The sequence below is a fragment of the Lysobacter terrae genome (assembly GCF_054782215.1).
This window is the reverse complement of sequence record NZ_BAAGSX010000011.1, coordinates 33359-59402: the sequence shown is the minus strand read 5'-3', so window position 1 is coordinate 59402 and position 26044 is coordinate 33359. Positions and strand designations below refer to the sequence as shown.

Here is a 26044-nt window from a genome sequence, read left to right as displayed (position 1 = left end):
CTACCCTTGAGGCCATGAACGCCATGGTCAAAAAATTCCCCAGCCAGGCCTTCCCGCCCCGGGACAGCGCCTCCCGCGACAAGCTCGAGCACGTGCGCACGCTGCTCGATGCCGGTGAGCCTTCGCTCACGGAACTGGCGGAAGCCGTCGGCTTAAGCCCCTCGCACCTGCAGCGCCGCTTCACTGCATGCTACGGCCTGAGCCCGGCCGAATACCTCGCCCAGCGCAAACTCGGCACGCTCAAATCCGCACTGCGCGAGGGCCGCGACGTCAGCGCCGCGCTCTATGACGCGGGCTATGGTTCGCCTTCGCGCGTCTACGAGCTGGGTGCGGCGAAGTTGGGCATGACCCCGGCGCGCTACCGCGCCGGCGGCGACGGCGAGCAGATCCGCTGGAGCTTGCTCGACACCGCGCTGGGCACGGCGCTGGTCGCGACCACGCAGCGTGGCATTTGCATGATCGAATTGGGCGAGGACGCCGCGCTCCTCGAGGCGAAGTTGCGCAGCGAATTCCCGCGCGCATCGCTCGAACGGGTCGACGCCGGCCGCGATGATTTCCTCGCGCCGCGGCTGCGCGCGGTGGCCGATGCGCTGGCTGGCAAGCAGGCTCAGGTGGACATCGATCTGATCGGTACCGCCTTCCAGAAAAAGGTGTGGGACGCGTTGATGCGCATCCCGCGCGGCGAAACCCGCAGCTACGCGGAAGTCGCCGCGCAGTTAGGCGCACCGCGCGGTGCGCGCGCGGTGGCGAGCGCCTGCGCGCACAACCGCGTGGCGATCGTCGTGCCGTGCCATCGTGTGGTTCGCGGCGACGGCTCGCTCGGTGGTTACCGCTGGGGACTTCCTTTGAAGGAAAAGGTGCTGCAGCGCGAACGCGCCGCCTGAACCATCCCTCGCCCCGCCTGCGGGGAGAGGGACAGCTTCGCGCAGCGAAGCAGGGTGAGGGGAGGTGTCGGCGGTAGCTATCCCGGCCCGGGCAGTCGGCACCGGTGGGCAGTCGCGACACGCCGTGAATCCGTCCATGGAGGCTTGGTCAGCGGCATCCATGCCGCTGACAGTCGCGCCTGCCCACCGGCACCGCGTGCCCTCCCACGCGTCTCGGGCGCGTCAAAAGCAACTCGCTGCGCTCGCCTCCCCTCATCTGCCCTTTGGGCATCTTCTCCCCGCACGCGGGGAGAAGAAGAGCATTGATGCCGAAGCGGCGATCACAACGCTCGCGGTAAGCGCTGCCCGATGGGATGGGGGTGCGGAGAGCGGACCAGGATGGTCCGCGGCCCCGACTAAAGGCAGGGATGCCGTCCGGAGGGGCGGAGCACCCCCATCGCGTCGGGTAGCGCGCCGCAACGAAGCCGACGCTGTTGTGCTTACGCTTCCTGCGCGGCCCGGGGCGTAGTGTCGAATTCAACGCTCCCGATTCGTCGTCCAGGTAAGGCCAACGAGGCCTCACTGCCGCTACCAGGAGAATCGAATGAAAAAGTTCATGGCTGTCTTCACCGGAGCCCCCGAGTCCATGGCCGCTTGGCAAGCACTCGACGCCGCCGAACGCCAGCGCCGCGAGAGCGAAGGCATGCAGGCCTGGAAACAGTGGGCCGAAGCCAATGCCCAGGTCATCGTCGACCAAGGCGCACCGCTGGGTAGGACCAAGCGCATCACCAGCGCGGGCATCACCGATACCCGCAACAACCTGGCCGCCTACACGGTGGTCGAGGCGGAATCGCAGGAGGCGGCCGCGCGCCTGTTCGAGAAGCACCCGCATTTCACGATCTTCCCCGGCGACGGCGTCGAGGTCATGGAGTGCCTGCCCTTGCCTGGCATGTAACCGGTCACGCTGTGACGGTCGAGACGGCGCGACGCCTCAGCGTTTGCGCCGCCCCGGCAACCGCGTCGGCAGCGCGAGTCCCTGCTTCACCACTTCGAAGACCATGCGGGTTTCGTAGCGCTTGAGGTACTCGTTCTCGTCGCCGCCGAACAGACGCTCGGCGACTTCACGCGTGTGCGCCAGGCCGTTGGTCGCCAGCACGACCAGATAGTCCCACTCGCCGGCGAGCACGTAGCACTGCTGCACCTCCGGCGCCGAACGCAGGCGCGCGTGCAGGGTCGCGTGGTGGCGCGCCGACTCGCGCTCCAGCGCGACCAGCACGGTCGCGAGGGTTACGTTGGCGAGCTGCGCCGGATTCAACACCGCCACGGTACGCATCAACCCGCTTTCGCGATAACGCTTGATCCGTCGCTGCACCGCGCTGGCCGACAGGCCGACGGTTTCCCCGAGGGCCGTCAAAGTGAGACCGGCATCGCGCTGCAGCAAGTCGAGCAGTCGATGGTCGAATTCGTCGAGGGGGAGGGGTGCGGCGGGCATGCAAAATTTTTGCGCCAACGCGCATGTATTTTCAAGCGCGATGCTTGGCGCGCCGATACGCTGTTCCCATCCCCACGTTGACGATGCGAGCCATGACCTTGCTCGAGCCATCGCTGTTGACGAATACCGCCGCTGCTCACGATCCGGCGATCGCCACCACCTTGCAGGCGCTGGCCGCGTTCCCGGCGCAACTGGAAGCCCACTACGCGACCGTGCCCGCCGGCTTCGCGCGCTGGGCGCCGCCATCCTGGGAGGGCATACCCAGCGAGCGCTTCACGCCGCTGGAACAGATCCTGCACGTGCGCGACATCGAGCTGGAGGGATATCACGTGCGATTCGCACGCACCCTGCAGGAAGAGCGGCCGCTGCTCGCCGACATCGACAGCTATGCGCTGGCCGCCGAACGCGGCTACGCCAGCGACGACGACGCAGACAAAGCGCTGGTGGAATTCCGCGTTGCACGGGCGCGTACCGTTGCGCTGTTGTCGACGTTGCAAGCTGACGCTCTCGCGCGCACGGCGGAGTTCGAAGGCTACGGCCCGGTCACCGTGCGCGGCCTGATGCACTATCTGTGCAGCCACGACCAGCAGCATCTGGCGGGCCTGCAATGGCTGCTCGGCCAGATCGAAGCCTCGCGCGCCCACTCTCCCGCTTCCTAACGACCTCACGCCTCCTCCCCCATGACCGCCATCGCTGCCACCTCTCACCGCACTTCGGCGCTCGCCATCGCCTTCGCGCTGGCGTCGGTGTACGTGCTGTGGGGATCGACCTATCTGGCCATCCGCTTTGCGCTGGAGAGCTATCCGCCGTTCCTGCTCGGCGCGATCCGCATGGCGATCGCCGGCGCACTGATGTTCGCGGTGCTGCGCTGGCGCGGTGCCAAGGCGCCGACCAGGAAGCAATGGCGCACGCTCGGCGTGCTGTCCCTCTTCATGGTGCTGTTGTCCAACGGCCTGGTGAATCTGGCGGAGACCCAGGTCGGCTCCGGCCTCGCCGCGATCGCGGTGGCGTCGATGCCGCTGTTCGCCGGCGTGTTCGCGATGTTGCGCGGGCGCCATCCGAGCAAGATCGAATGGGTCGGCACGATCATCGGTTTCCTCGGCGTGATCTGGCTCAACGCGGGCAGCGAACTGTCGTCGTCGCTGCTGGGCGGCGTGTGCCTTGCGATCGCGGCGATCGCCTGGGCCTGGGGCTCGATCTGGAGCCGCGACCTGGATCTGCCCGAGCCCTTCATGATGGCCGCCGGACAGATGCTGGTCGGCAGTCTGTGGATGCTGGCCGCGGCGCTGGTCACCGGCGAGCGCTTCGCACACGTGCCGACCATGGAAGCCACCGCGGCGATGCTCTACCTCGTCGTCGCCGGCTCGATCTTCGGCTTCACCGCCTACATCTGGCTGTTGCATCACGTGCGCCCGGCGCTGGCGACGAGCTATGCCTACGTCAATCCTCCGATCGCGGTGTTCTTCGGCTTCATGCTCGGCGGCGAGAGCTTCACCGCGCACGACCTGGGTGCAATGGCGGTGATCCTGGTCGGCGTGGTGATCATCACGCTGGCGAAGACGCGATCGTCGGCACCCGCTGCGGCCCCCATTGCCAACGCCTCCAGCAGCGAGCCCGCCGCATGAATCCGCACAGTGAAAACCGCGCCGGCCTGTGGGTCGCGATCGCCTCGTTCGTGCTGTGGGGGCTGATGCCGCTGTACTGGCATCTGCTCAAGGTGGTGCCGTCGCTGCAGATCGTCGCGCACCGCGTGATATGGAGCACGCTGCTGGTGGTCGCGTGGCTGTTGTGGAAGCAGGGCCGCGGCTGGCTGCGAGCGGCGCTGGCGCGTCCACGCGCGGCCTGGATGCTGGGCTTGAGCGGCGCGCTGATCGGCTTCAACTGGAGCCTGTACATCTGGGCGGTCAACGCCGGCCATGTGGTCGAAAGCAGCCTGGGTTACTTCATCAATCCCTTGTTGAACGTGGTGCTGGGCGTCGCCTTTCTGCACGAGCGCCTGTCGCGCTCGCAGTGGGCCGCCGTGGCCCTGGCCGCCGCCGGCGTGTTGTGGCTGACGATCCAGTTCGGCCAGCCGCCGTGGATCGCGATCTGCCTGGCCTTGTCGTTCGCGCTGTATGGCCTGCTGCGCAAGCTGCTGGCGATCGATGCGGTGGCGGGGCTGGGCGTGGAGAGCGTGTACCTGTTCCTGCCGGCGCTCGCGGTGATGCTGTGGGGCGCGTCGCATGGGCAGGGCGGCTTTCTGCCGGCGGATGGCGCACCCGGCTGGGGCCTCGGCGTCGATGCGCTGCTCATCTTCGGCGGCGCGCTCACGGCCTTGCCGCTGATCGGCTTCGCCTTTGCCGTGCGGCGCGTGCCGCTGTCGGTCGTCGGTCTGCTGCAGTACATCGCGCCGACCTTGCAGTTCCTCACCGGCGTGTTCGTCTTCCATGAGGCGTTCGACCGCAATCGCCTGATCGGCTTCGTCTTCATCTGGATCGGACTGGCGATCTTCGCGCTCGATGGCGCGCTGCGGGCGCGGCGCCAGATCGCTGCCATCGCGGCTACCGCCGCACGGAGCGCGTGATGGCCGGCGTCGAGATCGCGCTGGCGCAAAGCGACGACGAGATCGCCGCGACTTTCGTGGTCATGAACCAGCTGCGCCCGCATCTGCGCCGCGAGGATTACGTGGCGACGATGCGCGCGCTGCACGACAGCGACGGCCTGCAGCTGCTGGCCCTGCGCGATGGCGGCACAGTGCGCGCGGTGGCGACGTTCCGGGTGATGAACATGCTCTATTGCGGCCGGCTGTTGTACGTCGACGACTTGGTTACCGACGAAGGCGGACGCTCGCGCGGCTGCGGTTCACGCCTGATCGCGCGTTTGAAGGAAGAAGCGCGCGCCCGCGGCTGCAGCCAGATCCAGCTGATCTCCCACGTGAAGCGCGAAGGTGCGCATCGGTTCTACTTCCGCGAGGGATTCGGAATCGAGTGCTTTCACTTTCGCGCGGAGCTCGACTGACTCCCGCTAAGCACAAGCAGCTCGCTGCGCTCGCTCCCCCTCATCTGCCCTTCGGGCATCTTCTCCCCGCAAGCGGGGAGAAGAGGGTGTCTACCCCTCGCCCCGCTTGCGGGGAGAGGGACAGAGTCGCGCAACGACTCAGGGTGAGGGGCCGTCATGCATCAGGACACGGCCCACCCGCATCCACCCAAGTCTTGAACGCCGCCACCAACTCATCGTGCGGCACCGACACCGGCGCGCGTTCGCCGCCCGGCTCCCAACCCCACAGCACCAGCTTGTCATCGCTGACATGCTTGAGCAGCGCGGCCAGATCGCGGTTGCCGTTGCTCTTCTTGTCTTTGATCATCTCGCAGGTCGCCTTGGGCGACAGGCCGATCCACGCCATCTTCCGATTCGGCGGCGGCAAGCCCCAATGCGGCGCACCCGGAGGTGCATGCGGTCCGTAGCTCGCGGGCGAATTCCTGTCGCCATGGCAGCTCGCGCAGGGCAGGCCGACGGCGCCATGGCCTTCCGGGCCGCGCACCACGCCCATCGGATGCGGCACGGCTGCATCGGTCACCAATGGTCCGTCGCCGGGGATGTGGCAATTGGCGCAGCGCGGATGCTGGAACACGCTGTGGATGGTCGCGAACGCCGCCTTTCCGGCCTGTTGCCGTTCCGGCGCCGCCTGCGTTTCGCAGCCGGCGACGAACAACACGCCGCATAGCGCGACCACGAGGCGCAGGTCGAGCGATCCGATTCGCCAGCCAAAGCCCGATTCGATCGAAGCAAGGATTCGCATGGCATCACCTCAGGCGCGGGCCGGCCGTTCGGCCGAGGGTTGCAGCGGCAGTTCGCGCAGGCGTTCGCCGGTCAGCGCGAACACCGCGTTGGCGACGGCCGGCGCGATCGGCGGCACGCCGGTTTCGCCGACGCCCCCGGATTTCTCCGTGCTCGGGACGATGTGCACGTCCACCTTCGGCATCTCGGCGAGGCGCAGCACCGGGTAGTCGTGGAAGTTCGACTGCTCCACGCGCCCGTCGCGGAAGCTCAGGCGGCTGTGCAGCGCCGCGCTCAGGCCGAAGGCGACGCCGGATTCCATCTGCGCGCGGATGGTTTCCGGATTCACCGCGATGCCGCAATCGATCGCGCAGACCACGCGATGCACGCGGATGTGCGGCTCGCCCTGCGCCGATTTCTCCATCGAGATCTCCGCCACCTGCGCGACGTAGCTGCCGAACGATTCGTGCACGGCGATGCCGCGCGCATGGCCTTTGGGCAAGGGCTTGCCCCAACCGGCTTTCTCGGCGGCGAGATTCAGCGCGCCCAGATGGCGCGGATGCTTCTGCAGCAGCGCACGCCGGTACGCCAGCGGATCCTTCCCGGCCGAATGCGCGAGTTCGTCGATCAGGCTCTCCATGACGAAACCGCTGTGGCTATGCCCCACCGAACGCCACCACAGCACCGGCACCGCCGTGCGCGGCGAGTGCAGGTCGACGCGATGATCGGCGATGTCCTTGAGGTAGGGCGAATCGGCGACGCCCTCGACCGAGGTGCCGTCGATGCCGTTCTTCACCAGCACCGCTTCGAAGGGCGAGCCGGCGAGGATCGATTGCCCGGCGATGCCGTGCCGCCACGCGGTCGGCATGCCGTTCGCATCGACGCCGATGCGTGCGTCGTGCACGTAGGCGGGGCGGTAGTAGCCGCCGCGGATATCGTCCTCGCGCGACCACACCGTCTTCACCGGCACGCCCGCGGCCTTCGCCACGTGCACCGCTTCGCTGACGAAGTCCGAGGTCGGTGTAGCGCGTCGGCCGAAGCCGCCGCCGAGGAAGGTGGTGTGGATCTGCACCTGCTCCGGCTTCAGGCCGAGGATCTTCGAAGCGACGGTCTGGTCGAGCGTCTGGAACTGCGTGCCGGTCCAGATCTCGCAACCGTCGGCGCCGACCTTCACAGAACAATTGAGCGGCTCCATCGGGGCGTGCGCGAGATAGGGCAGGGCATACACCGCGGCCACGGTTTTCTTCGCCTTCGGCAGGGCGGCATCGACATCGCCGGCCTGCGCCGCGGGCATGCCCGCGGTAGCGGCGAGTCTGGAAAGCTCGGCGCGCATGGCGCCGCTGTCCATCGCCGCGCCTTCGCCGAGGTCCCAGTCGATCTTCAACGCGTCGCGGCCGCGCTTGGCCGCCCAGTAGTGATCGGCGACCACGGCGACGCCGGTGGGAACCTGCACCACTTTGCGCACGCCTTCGACCTGCTTGGCCGCGTCGGCATCGAACGACTTCACCTTCGCGCCGAACACCGGCGCGCGCGCAACGACGGCGCTGAGCAGCCCGGGAAACTGCACGTCCATGCCGAACTTCGCGCGGCCGGTGATCTTCTCCGGCGTATCCAGTCGCCGCGTGGGCTTGCCGATGAACTTCCAGTCCTTCGGGTCCTTGAGCTTGAGCGTGGCCGGATCGGGCGTCTTGAGCTTGCCGGCGTCGTCGGCGAGCGCGCCGTAGCGCAGGCGCTTGCTCCCGGCGATCACTTCGCCGTTCTCGGTTCTAACCTGCTCCAGCGGCACGCTGAAACGCGTGGCAGCCGCCTGCATCAGCATCATTCGCGCCGCGGCGCCGGCTTGGCGGTAGCGGTCGAACTCGGACCAGGTCGAAGTCGACCCGCCCGTCATCTGCATGCCGAACTGCGTGTGCGCGTAAGCAGGTGCAGCTGGCGCGTGTTCGACGCGGATCTTCGACCAGTCGGCGTCGAGTTCCTCGGCGATCAGCATTGGCAGCGCCGTCCAGATGCCCTGGCCCATTTCCGAATGCGCGATCAGCACGGTCACGCTGTCGTCGTTGCCCACGCGCAGGAACGCGTTGGGCGTGAAGGCCGCAGCGGTCGGCATGGATGCGGCGGAAGCGAGCCGATGCGCACCGGGAATGACGAAGGCGACGACCAGGCCGCCGCCCATGACGGCGCCGGTCTTGAGGAAGTCGCGACGGGAAAGCTTACGGGGCACGGCGTTCACGGGAACCTCCGATGCACTGCGCAACACAACACGACGCGCCGAGAGGCGGCGCTAGAGAAGAACGTTCAAGCTTTGGCGAGTTCCGCGGCCCGATGCACCGCCGCGCGAATCCGCGGATACGTGCCGCAGCGGCAGATGTTGCCGGACATCGCCTGATCGATATCGGTGTCGCTGGGCTGCGGCACCTTCGCCAGCAGCGCGGCCGCTGCCATCACCTGGCCGGACTGGCAATAGCCGCATTGCACGACATCGAGTTCCGCCCACGCGCGCTGCACCGGATGGCTGCCGTCCTTCGACAGGCCTTCGATCGTGGTGATCTGCTTACCGACCACGCTCTCCACCGGCGTCACGCACGAACGCCGCGGAATGCCGTCCACATGCACGGTGCAAGCGCCGCACTGCGCGACGCCGCAGCCGAACTTGGTGCCGGTCATGCCCATCAGATCGCGCAATACCCAAAGCAGGGGCATGTCGGCCGGTGCGGCCACTTCATGCTCCGTGCCATTGACGTGCAGCTTCATGGCGCGCTCTCCCGGTTGGGGAAGGCCGAGCCTACTCCTGCGCCCGCCGGTGTGCATGGCACGCCGCAGCAGGGGCACGGCGGGGGTAACCAGGCATAGACTCTGCGTGTCGAATGCTTCCGGATTGTGTCGTCATGGACATCCAGGTCGCGGTCACCCGTTCACCTCCCGGCGGCACGCGCGCCGTGCTGGAGGCTTCCGCACAGGCGTCGGAGGACGTCGCCGCCGTGCTCGCGCTGGTGGTGGCGACAGAAGGATCGACCTACGTCCGGCCCGGCGCGATGGCGCTCTTCACGCGCGATGCGGGACAGGTCGGCTGGCTCAGCGGTGGTTGCCTGGAGCCGGAGATCGAACGCCACGCCCGCGAGGTCGCGGCGTCGGGGAAGATGAGCTGGTTCGAAGTCGACACGCGCGACGACGAGGATCTGTTCTCCGGCTCCGCGCTCGGTTGCCGCGGGAAATTGCGCATGGCGCTGCTGCCGCTGCGGTCAATGCCCCGATGGAGTGAGCTGATGCAAGCCTGGCGGCGCGCCGAAGCGCCGTTGCGCATCGACCTCGCCGCCGGCGGCGACGTTCGCGCCGAAGTCGGTCTGCTGCAGCAGCGCTGGCAGCTGGCGGTCTTGGACGAGAGTGTGACGCAAGCGGGCGCGTGGTCGCTGGAAGTCGCATCGCCGCCGACGGTGGCGATTTTCGGCGCAGGACCGGAAACGCCGTCCTTGCTGCCGGCGCTGCGTGGCCTGGGCTGGATCGCGACGCTGATCGAACAGCGTCCGCGCTGGGCACCGCTGGCTGCAGCAGCGGACGACGCCATCGCGGCGTCGCCACAGACCGCGATCGCAGCGTGGCCCCAGGCACGCTTCGACGCCGCCCTGGTGATGCACCACCACTTCGAACTCGATCGAGAGGCGCTCGCCGCACTCGCCGGCACCGACATCGGCTTCATCGGCCTGCTCGGACCGACACGCCGCCGCGATGATCTGTTCCGCGTGCTGTCGCCAAACGAGCGCGAATCGCTGGCGAGCCGCCTGCATTCGCCGGTGGGCCTGGATCTGGGTGGACACGGTCCCGAAGCGATCGCGTTGAGCATCGCCGCGCAGCTGCACGCGTACCGCCATTCGCCATGAACGAACACGCGGCAATCGTGCTGGCCGCAGGCGGTAGCCGTCGCCTCGGGCGACCGAAACAACTGCTGATGCGAAATGGAGAAACCCTGCTGCATCGCGCAGTGCGCCTGGCCCAGGAAACGCTGCCGTCACGCATCGTCGTCGTCCTGGGTGGTTACGCACAAACGATGGCGGGGGCCATCGCCGACTTCGACGCGCAAACGGCGGTCAATCCGCACTGGACCGTGGGCCGGTCGACGAGCCTGCAGTGCGGTGCGGAAGCGCTGCGCGCGCATGCCGGTCCCGTCCTGATACTCGGCTGCGATCAGCCGGCGCTCGAAGTCGCACATCTGCGCGAACTGCTGGCAGGCGCGGCAAGCGTCGCATCCCGCTGCGCCGCCACCATTCACGACGCGCACCTGGGCCTGCCTGCGGTCGTGACTGCGGACCTGCTTCAGCACGCGCACGAGCTCGAAGGCGAACAAGGCTTCGGCCGACACCTGAGTGCGATGCCCGCGGGCGCGGTATGGCGCCTGGCCGCGGACGAGCTGCAATACGATATCGACACACCTGAAAACGAACAGGCCGCGATCGCTCGCGGCCTGCTCGATCCATCCGACGAAATCGCCTGAGGCTTACGCCGCGCGCAAGGCCGTCGTCACCGGCATCCGCGCCGCACGCCACGCCGGCAACAGGCCGCCGATGAAACCGATCACCAGCGCGATGACCAGGCCGGTGACTACCAGCGGCGGCGTGACCTTGAAGGCGAACACCACCTGGGTGAAGTTCTCGCCCAGCGTCGACACCGAGAAGTTGTTGAACAGCAGGTAGGCGATGATCGCGCCGAGGACGCCGCCGGCGAAGGCCAGCACCAGCGACTCGATCATCACCGACATCAGCACCGGCAGGCCGCCGAAACCGATCGCACGCAGCGTGGCGATTTCCTTCGCTCGCGTCGCCACGGCCGCATACATGGTGTTGAGTGCCGCGAAGATCGCGCCCAACGCCATGATCAAGGTCACCACGCTGGCAAGGAATCCGATCTGCTTGCGGAAGTTCTTGGTCTGCCCGCTGAAGTACTCCTGCTGGCTCTTCACGTCCACTTCCAGGCGCGGATCGGTCTTCAGATTGTCCTGCAGCGTCTTCAGGCCGTTGGCGCCGTCCAGGCCGACCAGCACCGAGCTGTAGCCGCGACGGTTGAACGTGGTCTGCGCCACTTCCGCGTCGGTCCACAGTTCGCTGTCGTAGGCATCGCCGGATTCGAAGATGCCCACCACAGTCCAGTCCGAACCGCGCATGCGCAGAGTCTTGCCCAGCTCGGCGCCCTGGAACTGGCGGGTGACGCCGCGGCCGACGATCAATTCGCGCAAGCCCGTGCGGAACATCCGGCCGGCGACGATCTTCAGTTGCGGACGCAGCGCGAACGCATTGGACTCGACGCCGCGCACGGTGATGTTGGCACCGTTCTTCTGGTCGCCCTGACGCACCAGTTCGGCGATCACGATCATCTCGCCGGAGGCCAGCGGCTTGCCGTCGACACCCTTGCGGATGCCGGGGGCTTGCTTGATCAGCGTGGCCGAATCGCGGCCCAGGCCCGAGTTGAGTTCGGCATCGGAGCCGCCGCGCAGGATGATCGCGTTGTCGGTGCGGCCCGTGGCCGCCAGCGTCTTGTCGAAGCCGGCGGCCATCGCGAGCAACGCGGTGAACACGGCGACCACGCCGGCCAGGCCGACGACGATCACCAGCGAGGAGGCCCAACGCTCGGGAATGCTCTTGAGGTTCAGCCCAGTGATGGCGGTGATTTGACTCAGCATGTTTGTTCTCCTTAGCGTCCGGCCAGCGCGTCGACGATCTTCAGACGGCGTGCCCGCAATGCCGGCAGCAGACCGACCGCCAGGCTCATCAGCGCAATCGCGATCAGACCCGTCGACCACACCCAGCCATTCACGCTCAACGCGAACTGACCGCCCGTGCCCTTCTCGATCAGGGCGCCGAACAGCGTGGCGATGGACATGCCGATCACGCCGCCGAAGAACACCAGCGCCGTCGCCTCGGCCAGGACGAAGCCCAGCACGGTGCCGTCGGAAAAGCCCAGCGTCTTGAGCACGGCCAGCTCCGGGATGCGCTCGCGCACGCTCTGCGCCATGGTGTTGCCCACCACCAGCAGCAGGGTGAAGAACACGGCGAACAGGATCCAGCGCACGATCATGCCGATGTCGCCGATCTGCTTGATGAAACCAACGTTGAAATCCTTCTCGGTCTGCGTCTTGGTTTCGTCCGGCGAGTTCTCGAACATCTTGTCGACGGTCGCGCTGATCTTCGCGCCGTCAGCGCCCTTGCCCAGCTTCAGCATGAAGAAGTTGGTGCGGCCGCTGCTGAACTGGTTGGCCTCGTCGAAGTAGTCGTGGCTGATGAAGACCGTGTTGGTCTGCTTCTGCCAGTTCTCATCGCTGCCGTCGTAGATGCCGACCAGGTCGAAGGCCCAGGCCTTGCTGCCGTTCTTCTGCGGATAGATGTTGGAGCGGATCGGGATCTTCTGCCCGACCTTCCAGCCGTACTGGTTGGCGACGTTGCGGCCCGCGATCATCGCGGTGCGGGTGGTGGCGAACGCCTTCCACTGCGCGTCGGGCATCACCCACTCCGGGTAGACCTCGTGCTGGCGCATCGGGTCGACCGCGAAGACGAACAGCGGCGTGTTCTCCTGCCATACGCCGCCGAACCATTGCATGTGGGCGACGCGTTCCACGCCCGGCACCGATTCCAGCTTGGGCAGCATGCTCAGCGGGATCGGCTGGGTGAAGGAAACGCGCGCCTGCGTCACCAGGCGGGTAGCGCCGATAAAGTCCGCGCCCGCGTCGAAGATGTGGTTCACCGACTGCAACAGGCCGAACAGCAGGAAGGCCATGATCACCGACAGCAAAGTCAGCGTCGTGCGGGTCTTCTTGCGGAACAGGTTGGCGATGACGAATCCGGTCTTGGTCATGATGCATTCCTCCGGTTAGGCATGCGCATCACGCGCCCACAGCCTGTTCGGCGAGGCGGCCCTTGTCGAGGTGCAGGGTGCGATTGGCGTATTCGGCCGCGAGCGGGTCGTGGGTGACCATCACGATCGTCTTGCCGTGTTCGCGGTTGAGCGCCTGCAGCAGCTTGAGGATCTCGTCGGCGGTGGCGCGGTCGAGATCGCCGGTGGGTTCGTCGCAGACCAGCAGGTTGGGATCGGAGACGATCGCGCGGGCGATCGCGACGCGCTGCTCCTGACCGCCGGACAGTTCGCGCGGCTTGTGCTTGGCACGATCGGCCAGGCCGACCACCTTCAGCGCGATCTCCACCGACTTCTTGCGCTGCGCCGAGGACAGCTTGGTCAGCAGCAGCGGCAGTTCCACGTTGCCTTCGGCGGTGAGCACCGGCATCAGGTTGTAGAACTGGAACACGAAGCCGACGTTGTGGCTGCGCCAGCGCGCAAGCTGGCCGCCGCGGAGCTGGTCGATGCGCTGGCCGTCGACGCTGATCTCGCCGGCGCTAGGCGTATCCAGGCCGCCGATCAGGTTGAGCAGGGTGGTCTTGCCAGAGCCCGACGGGCCCATCAGGGCGACGAAATCGCCGCGCGGCACGTCGATGTTCAGGCCGTGCAGTACCTCGACCTTCTGCTTGCCGCGTTCGTACGACTTGGTGACGTTGCGGATCCGGATCATCGTGTCGTCGTGCTTGCTCATGTCGTTCATTGCCTGCCTCGATCCTTTCGACGGGTTATGCGTTGTTCGCAGGCCGGCGTCTTTCCTGACGCGGCATACGGGTTGGATGTCGGGTTACTTGTCTTCGGCGAGCCGTACCTTGTCGCCGTCCTTCAATGTCGCCGGTGCTTCGGTGATTACGCGTTCGCCCGCGCTCACCCCGGCCAGTACCTGGCGGCTGTCGCCGATGGTGCCGCCCAGCTTCACGGCGCGGCGTTCGGCCTTGTCGTCGCGCATGACGAAGACGATGTCCTGATCGCCGTCCTTGCGCAGCGCGGCGGCCGGCACCTGCATGCGTGGCGCGGCCTGGGCCACGGCGCTCGCTTTCTTGTCTTCCGGCTCCAGGAACGACACGCGTACGCCCATGTCGGGGACGATGCGGGTGTCCTTCGACTTCAGTGCGATGCGCACCTTCACCGTGGCCTTGGCGCGATCGGCGGTCGGAATGATCGCGATCACCTCGGCGGGGATGCGCCAGTCCGGATAGGCGTTGAGCACGGCTTCGACCGGCATCTTGGGCAGCACGCGGCCGATGTAGGCCTCGGAGACGTCGACTTCGACTTCCAGCGAATCCATGTCGACGATGGTGCCGATGCCGGTACGGGTGAAGCCGCCGCCGGCCGACAGCGGGGAGACGATCTCGCCCGGCTGCGCGGCCTTGGCGATCACCACGCCGGCGAAGGGCGCGCGCACGATCGTGTTGTCCACGCCCTGCGAGGCGATGCGCAGGCCGCCGTTGGCGACCTGGGCGTTGCGTTGCGCGGTCTGCAGGCGCGCGCGCAGTGCGTCGCGCTGGGCGATGGCCTGGTCGTACTGCGACTTCGACACCAGCTGTTGTTGGGTCAGGCTGCTGAGGCGGTTGGCGTTGGCTTCGGCTTCCTTGAGCTGTGCCTGCACCGCCGTGATCTCGCTGCGTGCGGCGGAGAGCTGGGAGGCGGCGAGGTCGCGCTGGGCGTCGGCGTCGATCGGATCGAGCGTAGCCATGATCTGTCCGGCTTCGACGCGCTGGCCTTCTTCGATCAGCACTTCGCGCACCTTGCCGGTGATCTTGGCGGACACCGTCGCCATGCGCCGTGCGACGACGTAGCCGGTCGCGTCGAGCACCGAGGCGCTGCCGCCGGCGCTGTCGAGCGCGACGACGTCGGCGGTCTGGACTTCGATGGCCTTGTCGCGGCCGAACACGGCCCAGGCCACCAGCGCCAGCACGAGAACGGCGCCCGCCACGCCCAGGCCAATCCACAGGCCGGTGCGCGAAGGCGCCGGCGGCGGGGCGCTGCGGTCGATGCGGAGTTCCTTGAGCAGATCGGAGTTGTTCATCCGGACAGCCTTCTTCCTTAAGTCCTTGATGGGGCGGGCGGGGCCCGTTTGTGTTGCCGCGCTATGTGTTACGACGAGCGGGAGCGGCCGTATTCGACGTGCGATTCGACCGGATCGGCAAAGCGGGCGCCAGTGTGGACGTTGGCGGGTCCCGGCGCCAACCTGCCGGAAGTAAGTTTCTCGCGGGTGACGGGGGTAAAGCGCTGGGCGCCTGTTGTTACTAGTGGGGCCGGCGGCGCCGGTGGGTCTGCGTGACACGCCGTGAATCCGTCCATGGAGGCTTGTCAGCGGCATCCATCCGCTGACAGTCACGCAGGCCCACCGGCACCGCCGGCCCCTCCAGACATCTCTGGCTCGTTGGCGAAAAAGCGAAGGCAACTCGCTGCGCTCGCTCCCCTCATCTGCCCTTCGGGCATCTTCTCCCCGCATGCGGGGAGAAGAAGAGCGTGTGTGCTGAAGCAGCTATTGCTGCGGTGAGCGCCCGAATGCTTTTGCTACCGCACCCGAGATGTGTGGAGGGCAGGCGGTGCTGGTGGGTAGGCGCGACTGTCAGCGGCATGGATGCCGCTGACCAAGCCTCCATGGATGGATTCACGGCGTGTCGCGCCTACCCACCGGCGCCGCCTGCCCGCCCGCAATGCCTGCAAGCCGCTTTGGGCTTTGGCCTTTGGCTTCAGCCGTTGATGCGAGCCTTCAACATCGCATACGCCGCGCGCAGGCCCTGCGCCTCGCCGCCGGTCGGCTTGCCCGGGCGGTCGCTGTCGTTCCAGGCGTAGACGTCCAGGTGCGCCCACTTCTGCTGCGCCGGGACGAAGCGCTCCAGGTACAGCGCCGCGGTGACGCTGCCAGCCATTCGCGACGGACCGGCGTTGGCGATGTCGGCGACGTTGCTGGTCAGATAGCGCCAGTACGGACGCCACAGCGGCATCCGCCACAGCGGATCGCGCAGGCGCGTGCCGGCGTCGAGCCAGGCGCCGGCGACCGCGTCGTCGTTGGAATACACCGCCGGAAGATCAGGCCCCAGCGCAATGCGCGCCGCGCCGGTGAGCGTGGCGAAGTCGAGCAGCAGTTCCGGCTGATCTTCCGCCGCATAGACGAGCGCATCGCACAACACGACGCGGCCTTCCGCGTCGGTATTGTCGATCTCGACACTGAGGCCGGCACGCGTGGCGATCACTTCGCCCGGGCGGAAGGCGTTCGGGCCGATCGCATTTTCCACCGCCGGTACGAACAGACTGATCCGCAGCGGCAGCTCGTTCGACATGATCCATTCGGCCAGAGCGATCGCGTGCGCCGCGCCGCCCATGTCCTTCTTCATGTTGCGCATGCCGTCGGCCGGCTTGAGGTCCAGACCGCCGGTGTCGAAGCACACGCCCTTGCCGCAGATCGCGATATGCGGGTGCGCCACGTTGCCCCAGCGCAGCGTGATCAGCCGCGGCGCGCGATGCGAGGCGCGGCCGACGGCGTGGATCGCCGGGAAATTCTTCGTCAGCAGATCGTCGCCGCTGACCACATCGATGTGCGCGCCATGACGCTCCGCCAATTCGCAGCAGACCTGTTCGAGCTGGTCCGGGCCCATGTGCTCGGTCGGCGTGTTGATCAGATCGCGCACGCGCAGGCACGCGGCCAGTTCGGCCAGCAGCGCGTCGGTGTCGCCGTCGATCGCCAGCGTCGCCGGCGCGCGCAGCGGCTGCTTGTAGCGGCTGAAGCGATAGCTGCCCAAACCCCAGCCCAGGCGCAGCGCGGCGGTCTCGGCGGAGTCGAGCGGATCGACCAGGCGCCAGCTGCATGCCGGCAGGGCGAAGGGCGCGTGGCCGTACGCGGCCGGGTCGAGGCGGTCGGCCACGCCGATCACGCCGGCGGCGATGCGGCCGTCGGTGTCCGGCACCAGCAGTGCGGTGTACGCGCTGCCGTCGAAGTTCTGCGCGTCCAGCCACGTACCCACCGGCCCGGGCTGCGCCGCGCGCCATTCGGCGAAATCCGCGCGGGTGACGACATGCAGCGGCAGGGCATCGGTGGAGTCGAGGGTGAGACCAGCAGGCAAGCTCATGCGGCGACGTCTTCCTGTACGGACGGTGGTTGCGCTTCCAGCCAATCGGCCAGCGCGGCGAGCGAATCGAAATGCAGATCGGGCCGCACATCGGTGTGCGGCCACTCCAGGTCGAGGCGGTTGACCCAGCAGGTGCGCAGGCCCGCGCGCGCGGCGCCGACCACATCCAGCTCGATATCGTCGCCGACGTGCAGCACCTGCGCGGGCGGCACCTCCAGGCGCGCGCAGGCGGCGTGGAAGATGCCGGCGTCGGGCTTGCCCGCGCCGTGTTCGCGCGCGCCCAGGGCGAAGCGGAAGTGCTGGTCGATGCCGATCGCGCCGAGATCGGCATTGCCGTTGCTCACCGCCGCGATCGGCACGCGCGCGGCGATGCGTTGCAGCGCGTCGAGCGCATCGGGATAGAAGTCGACGCGGTTGCGCTCGGCGAAGAAGATCGCGTACGCCGCCTCGGCCAATTCGACATCGCCGCCGCTGTCGCGCAGCGCGCGCTCGATGGTCAGCCGGCGCAGCAGGCTCAGGTCGTGCGCGTGCTGCGGATGCTCGGCGACCACACGCTCGCGCAATGCGCGCATTTCCTGGATCGGGAAGCGCGCCGCGGTCTGCGGACTGTGCGCTTCCATCCACGCGTGCAGGGTGTGCTCGATGCGCGCGCCGATCGGCGCGAACGGCCAGAGCGTATCGTCGAGGTCGAGGGTGATGGCGCGGACGGGAAACGGATTCACGGCGCCCATTCTAACGGTGTCGGCGTAGGGCCTGGGTTTGCCCTAGTCAGCTATCTGACTGGTACAGATTCGTGCTGCCGACTACTCCAGCAACCGCGCCCACCCCTCCATCCCTTCGGTGCGCGCCAGGATCAGCTTCACGCACACCAGCAGCGGCACGGCGAGCAACAGGCCGATGATCCCCCACAGCGCGCCGAACACCATCAACGCCAGGATCAGCACCAGCGGCGACAAGCGCATCCGCCGGCCGAGCACGATCGGCGTGACCAGCTGTCCTTCCAGCGTATGCAGCAGCAGATAGATGCCCGCCGGTAGCAGCGCCTTCAGGCCGTCGAATTCGGTCAACCCGATCAGCAGCATCACCGCGATGCCGATCAGCGGGCCGACGTAGGGCGCGTAGTTGAGCAGCGCGGCCATCGTGCCCCATAGCAGGGCTTCCGGCAGCGGCAGGCCGATCAGGTTCAACGCGATCGCGTACACCAGGCCGACCACCCCGTTGATCAGGCTGATCGTCAGCACGTAGCGCGACAGCTCGGCCTCGATCGATTGCAGGATGTCGACGGTGAGCTTCTTCTGCTGGCGGCTGTGCAGCAGCGCGATCGCGTTGCGCTGCAGCGTCTCGCCATAAACCATGAAGAAGAACGTCAGCAGCACCACCGCCAGCACCGCCGCCAGCTTGCGCGGCGTGGTGGTGAACACACGGTAGGGATCGTTGATCTCGGTGCGCACCACCTGCACCGGTTTGGATTCGCCGCCCGCGGCGCGGGCGAAGTTCTCCGCGGCGCGGTTCGCCTCCTGCACCGGCTTCACCATCTCGCGCAGCTTGGGCGCGAGCTGCTTGAGTTCACGCGGCGCCTGGCGCACCCATTCGCCGGCCGGCTCGACCAGCTGGTTGCCGAGCGCGCCGGCCAGCACCAGGCCGCCGACCAATACGATCAACGCGCCGAGGTAGCGTGGAATCCACACGCGCTGCAGCACGCGGATGATCGGGTTGCCGATCAGGGCGAAGAACATCGACAGCAGGACCGGCAGGATCAGGTCCTGCGCCGCCCACAACACCGTGCCGATGAGCACGGTGGCGATCACCACCGCGGCGGCGGAGGCACGCGGCCGCGGGGCAGCCGGCGGCGCATTGGGGAATTGCGTGTCGTCGGCAGTGTGATCCGAGTCGGCGCCGGGGCCGTCGGGATCGGATTCGGAAGCGGATTCGGGAAGCGGCACGGATCAGGACCTGGCAGTAGGCGCGGAAGACGAGGTTGAAGAAGGTGTGGACGCAGCGTCCGGTGAAGGCGATGGCACCGCCCCCGGCGCCACCACATCGGCGACGGTTTCGGCCGTCTCCGCGGCTTCTTCGGCTTGGGCCGCGGCGACTTGCGCGCTACCGCCGGCGAACAGCCCCGACAGCATCGTCACCAGCTGCATCCACTGTCCACTGCGCGCCACCGCCTTCAGCGGCTGCGCGCGGCCGACCAGGAAGCCGCTGACCAGCCCCGCAATGACGACGCGCCCCGGCGTCCACGCCTGTTGCCACGTCGACTTCAGGTGCTGCCACTGCGCGGACACGCGGCGCTCGCGCGCTTCCAGCGCGGCCTCGGCCTGTTGCACCTTCGTCTGCAGTTGCTTGAAGCCCATGGAATTCCTGCGGTGGCTACGCCGACGGACCGAAGTCCGCGTTCGACGCGGTCGCCATGTCTTCGTACAGCCCAAACACGTCGTCGCCATCCACACCCGGATCACCCAGCGCGTACAGCGTGCCGAACACGGCCTCGTACGCGGTCATGTGCATCAGCGCGCACAGATCCCGCGCGGTCACGCCGGAGGCGAGCGCGCGTTCGATCGCCGGGCCGACATCGCCGAAGCCGCTGTCCGGCGCGCGCCGGCAGTTCTCGATGATGTTCTCCAGGCACTGCGGCTCGCGCAGCGGATTGATCACCGACTGCCACAAGTGTTCGACCAGTTCTTCCCGTGTCGCCACGCTTTCCTCCCGCTGCCTCGTGTATCGGTTGTCGCGTGTCAGGGCGGAGTGACGTCCACGCCCAGCCCCTTCTTCGGCGGCTTGTCTTCGTCGGTCGCATCGGCCACGCGTTCGGCCACCTGCTCGGTCGACTTGTGCGAACCCGGATCGGGCATGAAGTCGGCCAGCTCGCCGATCCCCAGCCGCGCCAGCTGTCGCCGCGTCGCCTGCATGCGCGTGTGTTCGAAGTAGTGGATCGCCCGCCACACGCCGAACGCGGTAACCGCGATGCTCAGCAACGCACAGATCGCCAGCGACAGCGTCCACGACCAGCCCAGCGCATCGTGCAGCACCGCCGTCAGCGCGGCCATCAGCAGCATCCAGGCCGAGCCGCCGAAGGCCACCGCCACGCCGGTGTAAGCCAGCGCACGGCCGAACGCACTGCGCGCCAGCGACAGATCGGCGCTGATGAGGATGCGCAGCGCTTTGGCCGCATCGTTCGCCGCGCTCAGCCCGGCGCGTCCTGCGTCGCGGATCTCGCGCAGCGATTCGGCCAGATCCGGCGCGGGCCCCTGCGGCGCAGCGCGAGGCTCGCCGTTCGGCGCAGGCTTGCCGCCGGGCGGGAGAGAGGTGTCGTCGCTGCGCGGTTCGTCCATCGTCAGGCGAGCCGGTGTCGGGAGGGGATGCGCGAAGAGTAGCCCGGGCAAGCGCGGCCTGCGCGAGGACGTTCCCGACAACGTCCCTTCGCGACGGGTCGCCGGCCTCGCCCGGGCTACATGCGAAGGCTTACTTGTCGCCGCCGCCGCGGGCGAGCTTGGCGATGATCCAGCCCGCCGCGAAGGCGATGCCGAACGACGCCAGCGGACGCTCGCGGATCAGCTCGGCCGCGCTGTCGATCAGATCGCGGCCCTTGTCCATCAGCACGTCCATCTGTTCGCGCGCGGCACCGCCGGCCTGCTCGGCGGCGCTCAGCCCGGCGTAGGCGCCATCGGCCAGATCGGCCTTGACGTTCGCCTTGCCCAAGCGCAGTTCGTCGGCGGCGGCACCGGCGGCGTTGCGCAAGGCATCGCCGGTATCGAGCGCGGCCTGCTTGATGTGGCTGCCGGCTTCGCCGAGGTTGGACTTCATGCCATCAGTGTGGGTCGGGGACATGCTCGTTCTCCTTGAGGTTGGGCGAAGCGGTCGCAGCAGGGGGCGGGGTCACTGCATCTCGATCTCGCCGCGATCGCCACCACGGATCACGCGGAACACCAACCTTGCAGGTGACCGCGTGAAGCTGGCGCGGAAGCCGGGCAGGTCGTCGAAGTCGCCGCTGGTCGCGGCCACCACCACGTCGCCCTTCTGCAGGCCGTTGCGGGCGGCGCGGCTGCCGCGGGCAACGTCCTCGACCAGCACGCCGCCGGCGCCGGACTGGCGCAGCGAGGCGGGCAGTTCGGCGAAGGTGGCGCCGGTCAGGCGCGGATCGATCTCGGCACCGGCCAGCGCGCGCGGCTGTTCGCGCAGGCTGGCGGTGAGCTGCAGGGGCTTGCCGTCGCGGATCACCTCGAGCGAGGCGCGGCTGCCGACGGACTGCAGACCTTCGAAGTTGCGCAGCGAATTGCGGTCGTCGATGTGCTGGCCGTTGGCGCCGACGATCACGTCGCCCGCCTTCAGCCCGGCCGCGGCGGCCGCCGAATTGGCGAACACGCGCGTCACCACCGCGCCGCGCGCCTCGCCCAGCTTCAGGCCGGCGGCCAGGCGCGGATCGACGTCCTGCGTCTCCACGCCCAGCGTGCCGCGGCGCACCTCGCCGGTGGCGACCAGCTGGTCCATCACCCCGCGCGCGATGCTCATCGGAATCGCGAAGCCCAGGCCAATGTTGCCCGCCATCGAGCCGCGCGGATTGAAGCTGGCGGTGTTGATGCCGACCAGCTCGCCGTTGAGGTTGACCAGCGCGCCGCCGGAGTTGCCCGGATTGATCGAGGCGTCGGTCTGGATGAAGTTCTGGTAGCCCAGCCCGCGCAGGCCGCTGCGCCCGACCGCGGAGACGATGCCGGAGGTGACCGTCTGGCCGATGCCGAACGGATTGCCCACCGCGACCACGAAGTCGCCGACCTTGAGCTGCGAGGAGTCCGCCAGCGGCAGCGCGCTCAAGTTGCTCGCCTTGATCCGCATCACCGCCACGTCGGTGTCGGGATCGGAGCCGACGAATTCGGCCTTGAACGTGCGCTCGTCGGACAGGGTCACCGAGACCTCGTCGGCGCCTTCGATCACGTGGTGGTTGGTGAGGATCAGCCCGCGCGCCGCATCGACGATCACGCCCGAGCCCAGCGACTCGTTGATCCGCTCCTGGGTGAGCTGCGGAAACATGCGGCGGAACACCGGATCGTTGGCGAACGGCCCCACGCCCACCTGCACGCGCTGCTTGGTGTGCACGCTCACCACCGCGGGCGTCACCCGCGCCAGCATCGGCGCCAGCGAGGGCACGGGCGTGGTGCCCACCGCGGCCGGCAGGGCGGCGGTCGTGGGCACGGCGGGGGCGGCGGCCAGCGGCGCGGCTTCGGCCGGCGTATCGAAGACATCGCGCATCGCGGTCGCGGCGAAAGCGCCGAAGGCCGCGGCGGCGGATAGAGCGATCAGGGTCTTGTGGGAATTCGACAGGCGCATGGGTCGGGCAGGCGTGAACAAGTGGACGAAAGGATCGCGGCGGCGAGCGCGGTTTCAAGGCCTTGCGGAGCTGAGGCTTCCGAAAGGCTGCGCTAAGCCGAGGACCGGTTGAGTGTCCGCGCAGTGCGCCCAACCGTCCATGAAGTTTCGCCGTTGCGTGCCCGCCAACCGAAGTTTGAACGCAAGTTGCACGCCAAGCCGCATGGCGCCTGGGCTTGCGCGATGAGGCACTTCACAGGCCATCGCAATTCACAAAAAACAGGTTGACTTGGGGTAGGGCCGGGTTTAGGTTTGGCTCCCGCACGGCCACAACATCTTGTGGTTGGTTTGGCGGGAAGAGCCCAAGCTTAGGGGTAGGCTTGGATGGTCGGACCAGGCTAGTAGACGCAGGGATGGGCGTGTACCGGCGGGAATAGACCGGGTCGGGGCTGTATTCGAAAGGGCGCTTGAGAAGCATCACTTCCAAGACGTATTTCAACGGCACCGACCCGAGGACCCACACACAACCGAAGAACCAGCGCGACGCGATCCGGAACTCCAAAGGAGCCTTTCAGGACATGCGATCGCGCGCTGCGTCGTCGGTGGAGTGGGGTGATGTGACAGGCAGCACACAACCATAAGAACAGCATGGGCGGCCGGTGCCCGAACCGGTCCCCGATAGAAAGGAGACAGGACAGGCATGAGCACGGTACGCCTCGAGGCAGTCAAGACCCCCATGGCCGAACAGGAAATCCCGATGCAGCCGGCGTCCCAGGACATCTGGGACAAGAAGTACCGGTTGAAGACCAAGTCCGGCGCCGCCGTGGACGCCGACATCGACGGCACCTACCAGCGCGTCGCCAAGGCCCTGGCCGATGCCGAGCCGAACTCCGAGAAGCAGGCCTACTGGTACGAGCGCTTCGTCTGGGCGCTGCGCCGCGGTGCGATCCCCGCCGGCCGCATCACGTCCAACGCCGGTGCGCTGGAGCACAAGCCCGCCACCTCGACGATCAACTGCACCGTCTCGGGCACCATCGAAGACTCGATGGACGGCATCCTCGAAAAGGTCCACGAAGCCGGCCTGACCCTGAAGGCCGGCTGCGGCATCGGCTACGAATTCTCGACGCTGCGTCCGCGCGGCGCCTTCGTCGCCGGCGCCGGTGCGTACACCTCCGGCCCGATGTCCTTCATGGATATCTACGACAAGATGTGCTTCACCGTGTCCTCGGCCGGTGGCCGCCGCGGCGCGCAGATGGGCACCTTCGACGTGTCGCACCCGGACGTGAAGGACTTCATCCGCGCCAAGCGCGAAGACGGCCGCCTGCGCCAGTTCAACCTGTCCTTGCTGATCACCGACGGCTTCATGGACGCGGTCAAGACCGACGCCGACTGGCCGCTAGTCTTCCCCGTCAACGAGAAGGAACGCGACGGCATCGACCTGGCCGACGCCGAGCAGGTCGTCTGGCGCGAATGGCCGAGCCACCGCAACTACATCACCCGCGACGACGGCCTGGTCGCCTGCAAGATCTACGGCCACATCCGTGCCCGTCATCTGTGGGACATGATCATGGTCTCGACGTACGACTACGCCGAGCCGGGCTTCATCCTGATCGACCGCGTCAACGAGATGAACAACAACTGGTGGTGCGAGTCCATCCGCGCGACCAACCCCTGCGGCGAGCAGCCGCTGCCGCCGTACGGCGCCTGCCTGCTGGGCTCGGTGAACCTCACCAAGTTCGTGCGCAAGCCCTTCACGGATGAAGCCAGCTTCGACTGGGAGGAATACAAGGAAGTCGTGCGCGTGTTCACCCGCATGCTCGACAACGTCGTCGAAGTGAACGGCCTGCCGCTGGAACAGCAGCGCAACGAAATCATGCGCAAGCGCCGCCACGGCATGGGCTTCCTCGGCCTGGGTTCCACCGTGACCATGCTGAAGATGAAGTACGGCTCCAAGGAGTCGTGCGAATTCACCGAGCGCATCGCCCGCGAAATGGCCGTGGCCGGCTGGGAAATGGGCCTGTCGCTCGCCAAGGAGAAGGGCCCGGCCCCGATCATGGACGAGCGCTTCAGCGTCACCGCCGAAATGCTGCGCAAGCGTCCGGAAATGGTGAAGGACGGCTGGAAGATCGGCCAGGAAATCGAAGGCCGCACCCTGCACGCGCGCTACAGCCGCTACATGCAGCGGATTGCGTCCGTCGCGCCGGAGCTGGTGGACGAGCTGGCCGAAGTCGGCGCCCGCTTCACCCACCACAGCTCGATCGCCCCGACCGGCACCATCTCGCTGTCGCTGGCCAACAACGCGTCCAACGGCATCGAGCCGTCGTTCGCCCACCACTACAGCCGCAACGTGATCCGCGAGGGCAAGAAGACCAAGGAAAAGGTCGACGTCTACTCGTACGAACTGCTGGCCTACCGCGAGCTGGTCAACACCAAGGCCATGCCCTTCAGCGAAGAGGCCGACGCCCGCCTGCCCGACTACTTCATCGCCGCCGACGACATCACCCCGAAGGAACACGTCGACGTCCAGGCCGCCGCGCAGAAGTGGGTGGACTCCTCGATCTCCAAGACCGCGAACGTCCCCACGGACTACCCGTACGAAGACTTCAAGGACATCTACCGCTACGCCCACGAGCAGGGCCTGAAGGGCTGCACCACGTTCCGCTTCAACCCCGCCGCCTTCCAGGGCGTGCTGGTGAAGGAAGCCGACCTGGAAAACACCACCTACCGCTTCGAGCTGGAAGACGGCAGCGTGGTCGAGGTCAAGGGCAACGAGCAGATCGAATACGACGGCGAAATGCACACCGCCGCCAACCTCTTCGACGCGCTCAAGGAAGGCTATTACGGCAAGTTCTAACGATTCTCCCTTCTCCCTGCGCAGCGGGGAGAAGGTGCCCGAAGGGCGGATGAGGGGCGAGCGCGAAGCGCGACCCTATCGCTTCAAAACGATTCAGCCTGAGCGGCGTCTGATTCACGATGTTTTCGACGCCGCACAGGTATAGGATCGAATCGCAACACCCCGGTTGACCAGTTTGTTCACCAGTTTGTTTGTCCCGATAAGAACCAACCAGGCATAGCGCCCGCGAGGAGGGCACATGAGCAACGGGAATGGAGTGACCGCGACCTTGTCGCAGGCCGCCGAAACGGCGAAGGAAGCCGCCAGCAACGCCGCCAGCGCCGTGGCCAGCACGGCCGAAGGCGCAGTGAAAGCCGTCAAGAAGCGCGCGACCAAGGCCCGCAAGGCCGCGACCAAGGCCGTGAGCAAGGCGAAGAAGAAGCTCGCTTCGGTCTCCGCCGCCGCCAAGAAGGAAGCCACCGCCCTGCGCGCCAAGGTCACCGGCAAGAAGGCGACCCGCAAGGCGGCCAAGAAGACCGCCGAGAAGGCTGCGAAGAAGGCGACCAAGAAGGCAGCGAAGAAGGCCGCCAAGAAGACCGCACGCAAGGCGACCAAGAAAGCCGCCACGCGCAAGGCACCGGCCCGCAAGGCCGCGAAGAAAACCGTCCGCAAGGCGGCGAAAGCAGTAAAGAAAGCAGCAAAGAAAGCAGTAAAAAAGACGGCCACCCGCCGCCCGGCGAAGAAGGCAGCGAAGAAGGCCGCTCGCAAGTAAGCAGTACAGAAGCAGTAAAAGCAGTAACCAGAATAGAAAGCCCCGATTGGTCACCGCGCCCCCCGCGGGCGCGGT

The 26044-nt window shown here is 67.4% G+C and carries 26 protein-coding genes; 10 read left to right on the top strand and 16 right to left on the bottom strand.

Going from position 1 to position 26044, the window contains the following annotated elements; all coding sequences use genetic code 11:
• Positions 1-14 precede the first annotated feature (14 nt).
• Together ACYVJ8_RS16810 and ACYVJ8_RS16805 are read left to right on the top strand one after the other, a co-directional pair.
• Positions 15-884 carry a methylated-DNA--[protein]-cysteine S-methyltransferase gene (locus ACYVJ8_RS16810; RefSeq protein ID WP_460714552.1) on the top strand — a complete coding sequence of 290 codons (870 nt, stop codon included), beginning with the start codon at positions 15-17 and terminating at the stop codon, positions 882-884.
• A gap of 583 nt (positions 885-1467) precedes the next feature.
• Positions 1468-1818: a YciI family protein gene (locus tag ACYVJ8_RS16805; RefSeq protein WP_460714550.1), complete on the top strand. Its 351-nt coding sequence runs from the start codon at positions 1468-1470 to the stop codon at positions 1816-1818.
• A gap of 36 nt (positions 1819-1854) precedes the next feature.
• Here the strand turns inward: ACYVJ8_RS16805 and ACYVJ8_RS16800 are convergent, their stop codons facing one another.
• Positions 1855-2355, bottom strand: coding sequence for an Lrp/AsnC family transcriptional regulator (locus ACYVJ8_RS16800; RefSeq protein ID WP_460714548.1), 501 nt, complete (start codon positions 2353-2355; stop codon positions 1855-1857).
• A gap of 92 nt (positions 2356-2447) precedes the next feature.
• On the opposite strand from ACYVJ8_RS16800, the gene ACYVJ8_RS16795 reads away from it, so the two are divergent.
• Genes ACYVJ8_RS16795 through ACYVJ8_RS16780 form a run of 4 tightly spaced genes read left to right on the top strand, consistent with a single transcriptional unit; the run spans position 2448 to position 5352 of the window.
• Positions 2448-3014 carry a DinB family protein gene (locus ACYVJ8_RS16795; RefSeq protein WP_460714546.1) on the top strand — a complete coding sequence of 189 codons (567 nt, stop codon included), beginning with the start codon at positions 2448-2450 and terminating at the stop codon, positions 3012-3014.
• Positions 3015-3035: 21 nt separating this feature from the next.
• Positions 3036-3980, top strand: a complete 945-nt coding sequence (gene yedA / locus ACYVJ8_RS16790; protein WP_460714544.1) for a drug/metabolite exporter YedA — start codon at positions 3036-3038, stop codon at positions 3978-3980.
• A complete protein-coding gene (gene rarD / locus ACYVJ8_RS16785; protein WP_460714542.1) occupies positions 3977-4918 on the top strand; it encodes an EamA family transporter RarD in 942 nt (313 codons plus the stop codon). Before yedA ends, rarD begins: the two co-directional genes overlap by 4 nt.
• Positions 4918-5352, top strand: a complete 435-nt coding sequence (locus tag ACYVJ8_RS16780; protein ID WP_460714540.1) for a GNAT family N-acetyltransferase — start codon at positions 4918-4920, stop codon at positions 5350-5352. The genes rarD and ACYVJ8_RS16780 overlap by 1 nt, the downstream gene beginning before the upstream one ends.
• 154 nt (positions 5353-5506) lie before the next feature.
• Here the strand turns inward: ACYVJ8_RS16780 and ACYVJ8_RS16775 are convergent, their stop codons facing one another.
• The 3 genes from ACYVJ8_RS16775 to ACYVJ8_RS16765 all read right to left on the bottom strand — a co-directional run bounded on the left by ACYVJ8_RS16775 (position 5507) and on the right by ACYVJ8_RS16765 (position 8862).
• Positions 5507-6133 (bottom strand): hypothetical protein, encoded by a 627-nt coding sequence (locus ACYVJ8_RS16775; RefSeq protein ID WP_460714538.1) that lies wholly within the window; start codon positions 6131-6133, stop codon positions 5507-5509.
• Between the two features lie 9 nt (positions 6134-6142).
• Positions 6143-8341, bottom strand: a complete 2199-nt coding sequence (locus tag ACYVJ8_RS16770; RefSeq protein ID WP_460714536.1) for a xanthine dehydrogenase family protein molybdopterin-binding subunit — start codon at positions 8339-8341, stop codon at positions 6143-6145.
• Between the two features lie 65 nt (positions 8342-8406).
• Complete coding sequence (locus tag ACYVJ8_RS16765) at positions 8407-8862, bottom strand: (2Fe-2S)-binding protein (RefSeq protein ID WP_460714534.1); 456 nt, start codon at positions 8860-8862, stop codon at positions 8407-8409.
• A gap of 134 nt (positions 8863-8996) precedes the next feature.
• On the opposite strand from ACYVJ8_RS16765, the gene ACYVJ8_RS16760 reads away from it, so the two are divergent.
• Both ACYVJ8_RS16760 and ACYVJ8_RS16755 read left to right on the top strand, forming a co-directional pair.
• Positions 8997-9986 carry an XdhC family protein gene (locus ACYVJ8_RS16760; protein WP_460714532.1) on the top strand — a complete coding sequence of 330 codons (990 nt, stop codon included), beginning with the start codon at positions 8997-8999 and terminating at the stop codon, positions 9984-9986.
• Positions 9983-10597: a nucleotidyltransferase family protein gene (locus ACYVJ8_RS16755; RefSeq protein WP_460714530.1), complete on the top strand. Its 615-nt coding sequence runs from the start codon at positions 9983-9985 to the stop codon at positions 10595-10597. Before ACYVJ8_RS16760 ends, ACYVJ8_RS16755 begins: the two co-directional genes overlap by 4 nt.
• Before the next feature lie 3 nt (positions 10598-10600).
• Here the strand turns inward: ACYVJ8_RS16755 and ACYVJ8_RS16750 are convergent, their stop codons facing one another.
• The 12 genes from ACYVJ8_RS16750 to ACYVJ8_RS16695 form a co-directional block, all read right to left on the bottom strand.
• The gene (locus ACYVJ8_RS16750; protein ID WP_460714528.1) at positions 10601-11779 is read right to left on the bottom strand and encodes an ABC transporter permease; all 1179 of its coding nucleotides are present in this window, start codon (positions 11777-11779) and stop codon (positions 10601-10603) included.
• An 11-nt stretch (positions 11780-11790) separates the two neighbouring features.
• Positions 11791-12948: an ABC transporter permease gene (locus tag ACYVJ8_RS16745; protein WP_460714526.1), complete on the bottom strand. Its 1158-nt coding sequence runs from the start codon at positions 12946-12948 to the stop codon at positions 11791-11793.
• Between the two features lie 28 nt (positions 12949-12976).
• Entirely contained in the window at positions 12977-13678 is a 702-nt protein-coding gene (locus tag ACYVJ8_RS16740) for an ABC transporter ATP-binding protein (protein ID WP_460714597.1), read from the bottom strand.
• 93 nt (positions 13679-13771) lie between these two features.
• The gene (locus tag ACYVJ8_RS16735) at positions 13772-15013 is read right to left on the bottom strand and encodes an efflux RND transporter periplasmic adaptor subunit (protein WP_460714524.1); all 1242 of its coding nucleotides are present in this window, start codon (positions 15011-15013) and stop codon (positions 13772-13774) included.
• A gap of 673 nt (positions 15014-15686) precedes the next feature.
• Entirely contained in the window at positions 15687-17063 is a 1377-nt protein-coding gene (locus ACYVJ8_RS16730) for a leucyl aminopeptidase family protein (protein WP_460714522.1), read from the bottom strand.
• Positions 17060-17785 (bottom strand): HAD family hydrolase, encoded by a 726-nt coding sequence (locus ACYVJ8_RS16725; protein WP_460714520.1) that lies wholly within the window; start codon positions 17783-17785, stop codon positions 17060-17062. Before ACYVJ8_RS16725 ends, ACYVJ8_RS16730 begins: the two co-directional genes overlap by 4 nt.
• Before the next feature lie 81 nt (positions 17786-17866).
• Positions 17867-19006, bottom strand: a complete 1140-nt coding sequence (locus tag ACYVJ8_RS16720) for an AI-2E family transporter (RefSeq protein ID WP_460714518.1) — start codon at positions 19004-19006, stop codon at positions 17867-17869.
• A 3-nt stretch (positions 19007-19009) separates the two neighbouring features.
• Entirely contained in the window at positions 19010-19417 is a 408-nt protein-coding gene (locus ACYVJ8_RS16715) for a hypothetical protein (protein WP_460714516.1), read from the bottom strand.
• Between the two features lie 16 nt (positions 19418-19433).
• Entirely contained in the window at positions 19434-19760 is a 327-nt protein-coding gene (locus ACYVJ8_RS16710) for a hypothetical protein (RefSeq protein ID WP_460714514.1), read from the bottom strand.
• 38 nt (positions 19761-19798) lie between these two features.
• Positions 19799-20395, bottom strand: coding sequence for a phage holin family protein (locus tag ACYVJ8_RS16705; protein ID WP_460714512.1), 597 nt, complete (start codon positions 20393-20395; stop codon positions 19799-19801).
• 130 nt (positions 20396-20525) lie between these two features.
• Positions 20526-20891 (bottom strand): hypothetical protein, encoded by a 366-nt coding sequence (locus ACYVJ8_RS16700; protein ID WP_460714510.1) that lies wholly within the window; start codon positions 20889-20891, stop codon positions 20526-20528.
• Between the two features lie 48 nt (positions 20892-20939).
• On the bottom strand, positions 20940-22385 hold the full coding sequence (locus ACYVJ8_RS16695; protein ID WP_460714508.1) for a Do family serine endopeptidase: 1446 nt from the start codon (positions 22383-22385) through the stop codon (positions 20940-20942).
• A gap of 679 nt (positions 22386-23064) precedes the next feature.
• On the opposite strand from ACYVJ8_RS16695, the gene ACYVJ8_RS16690 reads away from it, so the two are divergent.
• Positions 23065-25218, top strand: a complete 2154-nt coding sequence (locus ACYVJ8_RS16690) for an adenosylcobalamin-dependent ribonucleoside-diphosphate reductase (RefSeq protein WP_460714506.1) — start codon at positions 23065-23067, stop codon at positions 25216-25218.
• 238 nt (positions 25219-25456) lie between these two features.
• Positions 25457-25969, top strand: coding sequence for a hypothetical protein (locus ACYVJ8_RS16685; protein ID WP_460714504.1), 513 nt, complete (start codon positions 25457-25459; stop codon positions 25967-25969).
• Positions 25970-26044: the final 75 nt, after the last annotated feature.

Excerpts from the sequence above, each read along its gene's own strand:
- ACYVJ8_RS16810 (WP_460714552.1), top strand. The coding sequence starts at position 15 with ATGAACGCCATGGTCAAAAAATTCCCCAGCCAGGCCTTCCCGCCCCGG.
- ACYVJ8_RS16805 (WP_460714550.1), top strand. The coding sequence starts at position 1,468 with ATGAAAAAGTTCATGGCTGTCTTCACCGGAGCCCCCGAGTCCATGGCC.
- ACYVJ8_RS16800 (WP_460714548.1), bottom strand. The coding sequence starts at position 2,355 with ATGCCCGCCGCACCCCTCCCCCTCGACGAATTCGACCATCGACTGCTC.
- ACYVJ8_RS16795 (WP_460714546.1), top strand. The coding sequence starts at position 2,448 with ATGACCTTGCTCGAGCCATCGCTGTTGACGAATACCGCCGCTGCTCAC.
- yedA (WP_460714544.1), top strand. The coding sequence starts at position 3,036 with ATGACCGCCATCGCTGCCACCTCTCACCGCACTTCGGCGCTCGCCATC.
- rarD (WP_460714542.1), top strand. The coding sequence starts at position 3,977 with ATGAATCCGCACAGTGAAAACCGCGCCGGCCTGTGGGTCGCGATCGCC.
- ACYVJ8_RS16780 (WP_460714540.1), top strand. The coding sequence starts at position 4,918 with ATGGCCGGCGTCGAGATCGCGCTGGCGCAAAGCGACGACGAGATCGCC.
- ACYVJ8_RS16775 (WP_460714538.1), bottom strand. The coding sequence starts at position 6,133 with ATGCGAATCCTTGCTTCGATCGAATCGGGCTTTGGCTGGCGAATCGGA.
- ACYVJ8_RS16765 (WP_460714534.1), bottom strand. The coding sequence starts at position 8,862 with ATGAAGCTGCACGTCAATGGCACGGAGCATGAAGTGGCCGCACCGGCC.
- ACYVJ8_RS16760 (WP_460714532.1), top strand. The coding sequence starts at position 8,997 with ATGGACATCCAGGTCGCGGTCACCCGTTCACCTCCCGGCGGCACGCGC.
- ACYVJ8_RS16755 (WP_460714530.1), top strand. The coding sequence starts at position 9,983 with ATGAACGAACACGCGGCAATCGTGCTGGCCGCAGGCGGTAGCCGTCGC.
- ACYVJ8_RS16750 (WP_460714528.1), bottom strand. The coding sequence starts at position 11,779 with ATGCTGAGTCAAATCACCGCCATCACTGGGCTGAACCTCAAGAGCATT.
- ACYVJ8_RS16745 (WP_460714526.1), bottom strand. The coding sequence starts at position 12,948 with ATGACCAAGACCGGATTCGTCATCGCCAACCTGTTCCGCAAGAAGACC.
- ACYVJ8_RS16740 (WP_460714597.1), bottom strand. The coding sequence starts at position 13,678 with ATGAGCAAGCACGACGACACGATGATCCGGATCCGCAACGTCACCAAG.
- ACYVJ8_RS16735 (WP_460714524.1), bottom strand. The coding sequence starts at position 15,013 with ATGAACAACTCCGATCTGCTCAAGGAACTCCGCATCGACCGCAGCGCC.
- ACYVJ8_RS16730 (WP_460714522.1), bottom strand. The coding sequence starts at position 17,063 with ATGAGCTTGCCTGCTGGTCTCACCCTCGACTCCACCGATGCCCTGCCG.
- ACYVJ8_RS16715 (WP_460714516.1), bottom strand. The coding sequence starts at position 19,417 with ATGGGCTTCAAGCAACTGCAGACGAAGGTGCAACAGGCCGAGGCCGCG.
- ACYVJ8_RS16705 (WP_460714512.1), bottom strand. The coding sequence starts at position 20,395 with ATGGACGAACCGCGCAGCGACGACACCTCTCTCCCGCCCGGCGGCAAG.
- ACYVJ8_RS16700 (WP_460714510.1), bottom strand. The coding sequence starts at position 20,891 with ATGTCCCCGACCCACACTGATGGCATGAAGTCCAACCTCGGCGAAGCC.
- ACYVJ8_RS16695 (WP_460714508.1), bottom strand. The coding sequence starts at position 22,385 with ATGCGCCTGTCGAATTCCCACAAGACCCTGATCGCTCTATCCGCCGCC.
- ACYVJ8_RS16690 (WP_460714506.1), top strand. The coding sequence starts at position 23,065 with ATGAGCACGGTACGCCTCGAGGCAGTCAAGACCCCCATGGCCGAACAG.
- ACYVJ8_RS16685 (WP_460714504.1), top strand. The coding sequence starts at position 25,457 with ATGAGCAACGGGAATGGAGTGACCGCGACCTTGTCGCAGGCCGCCGAA.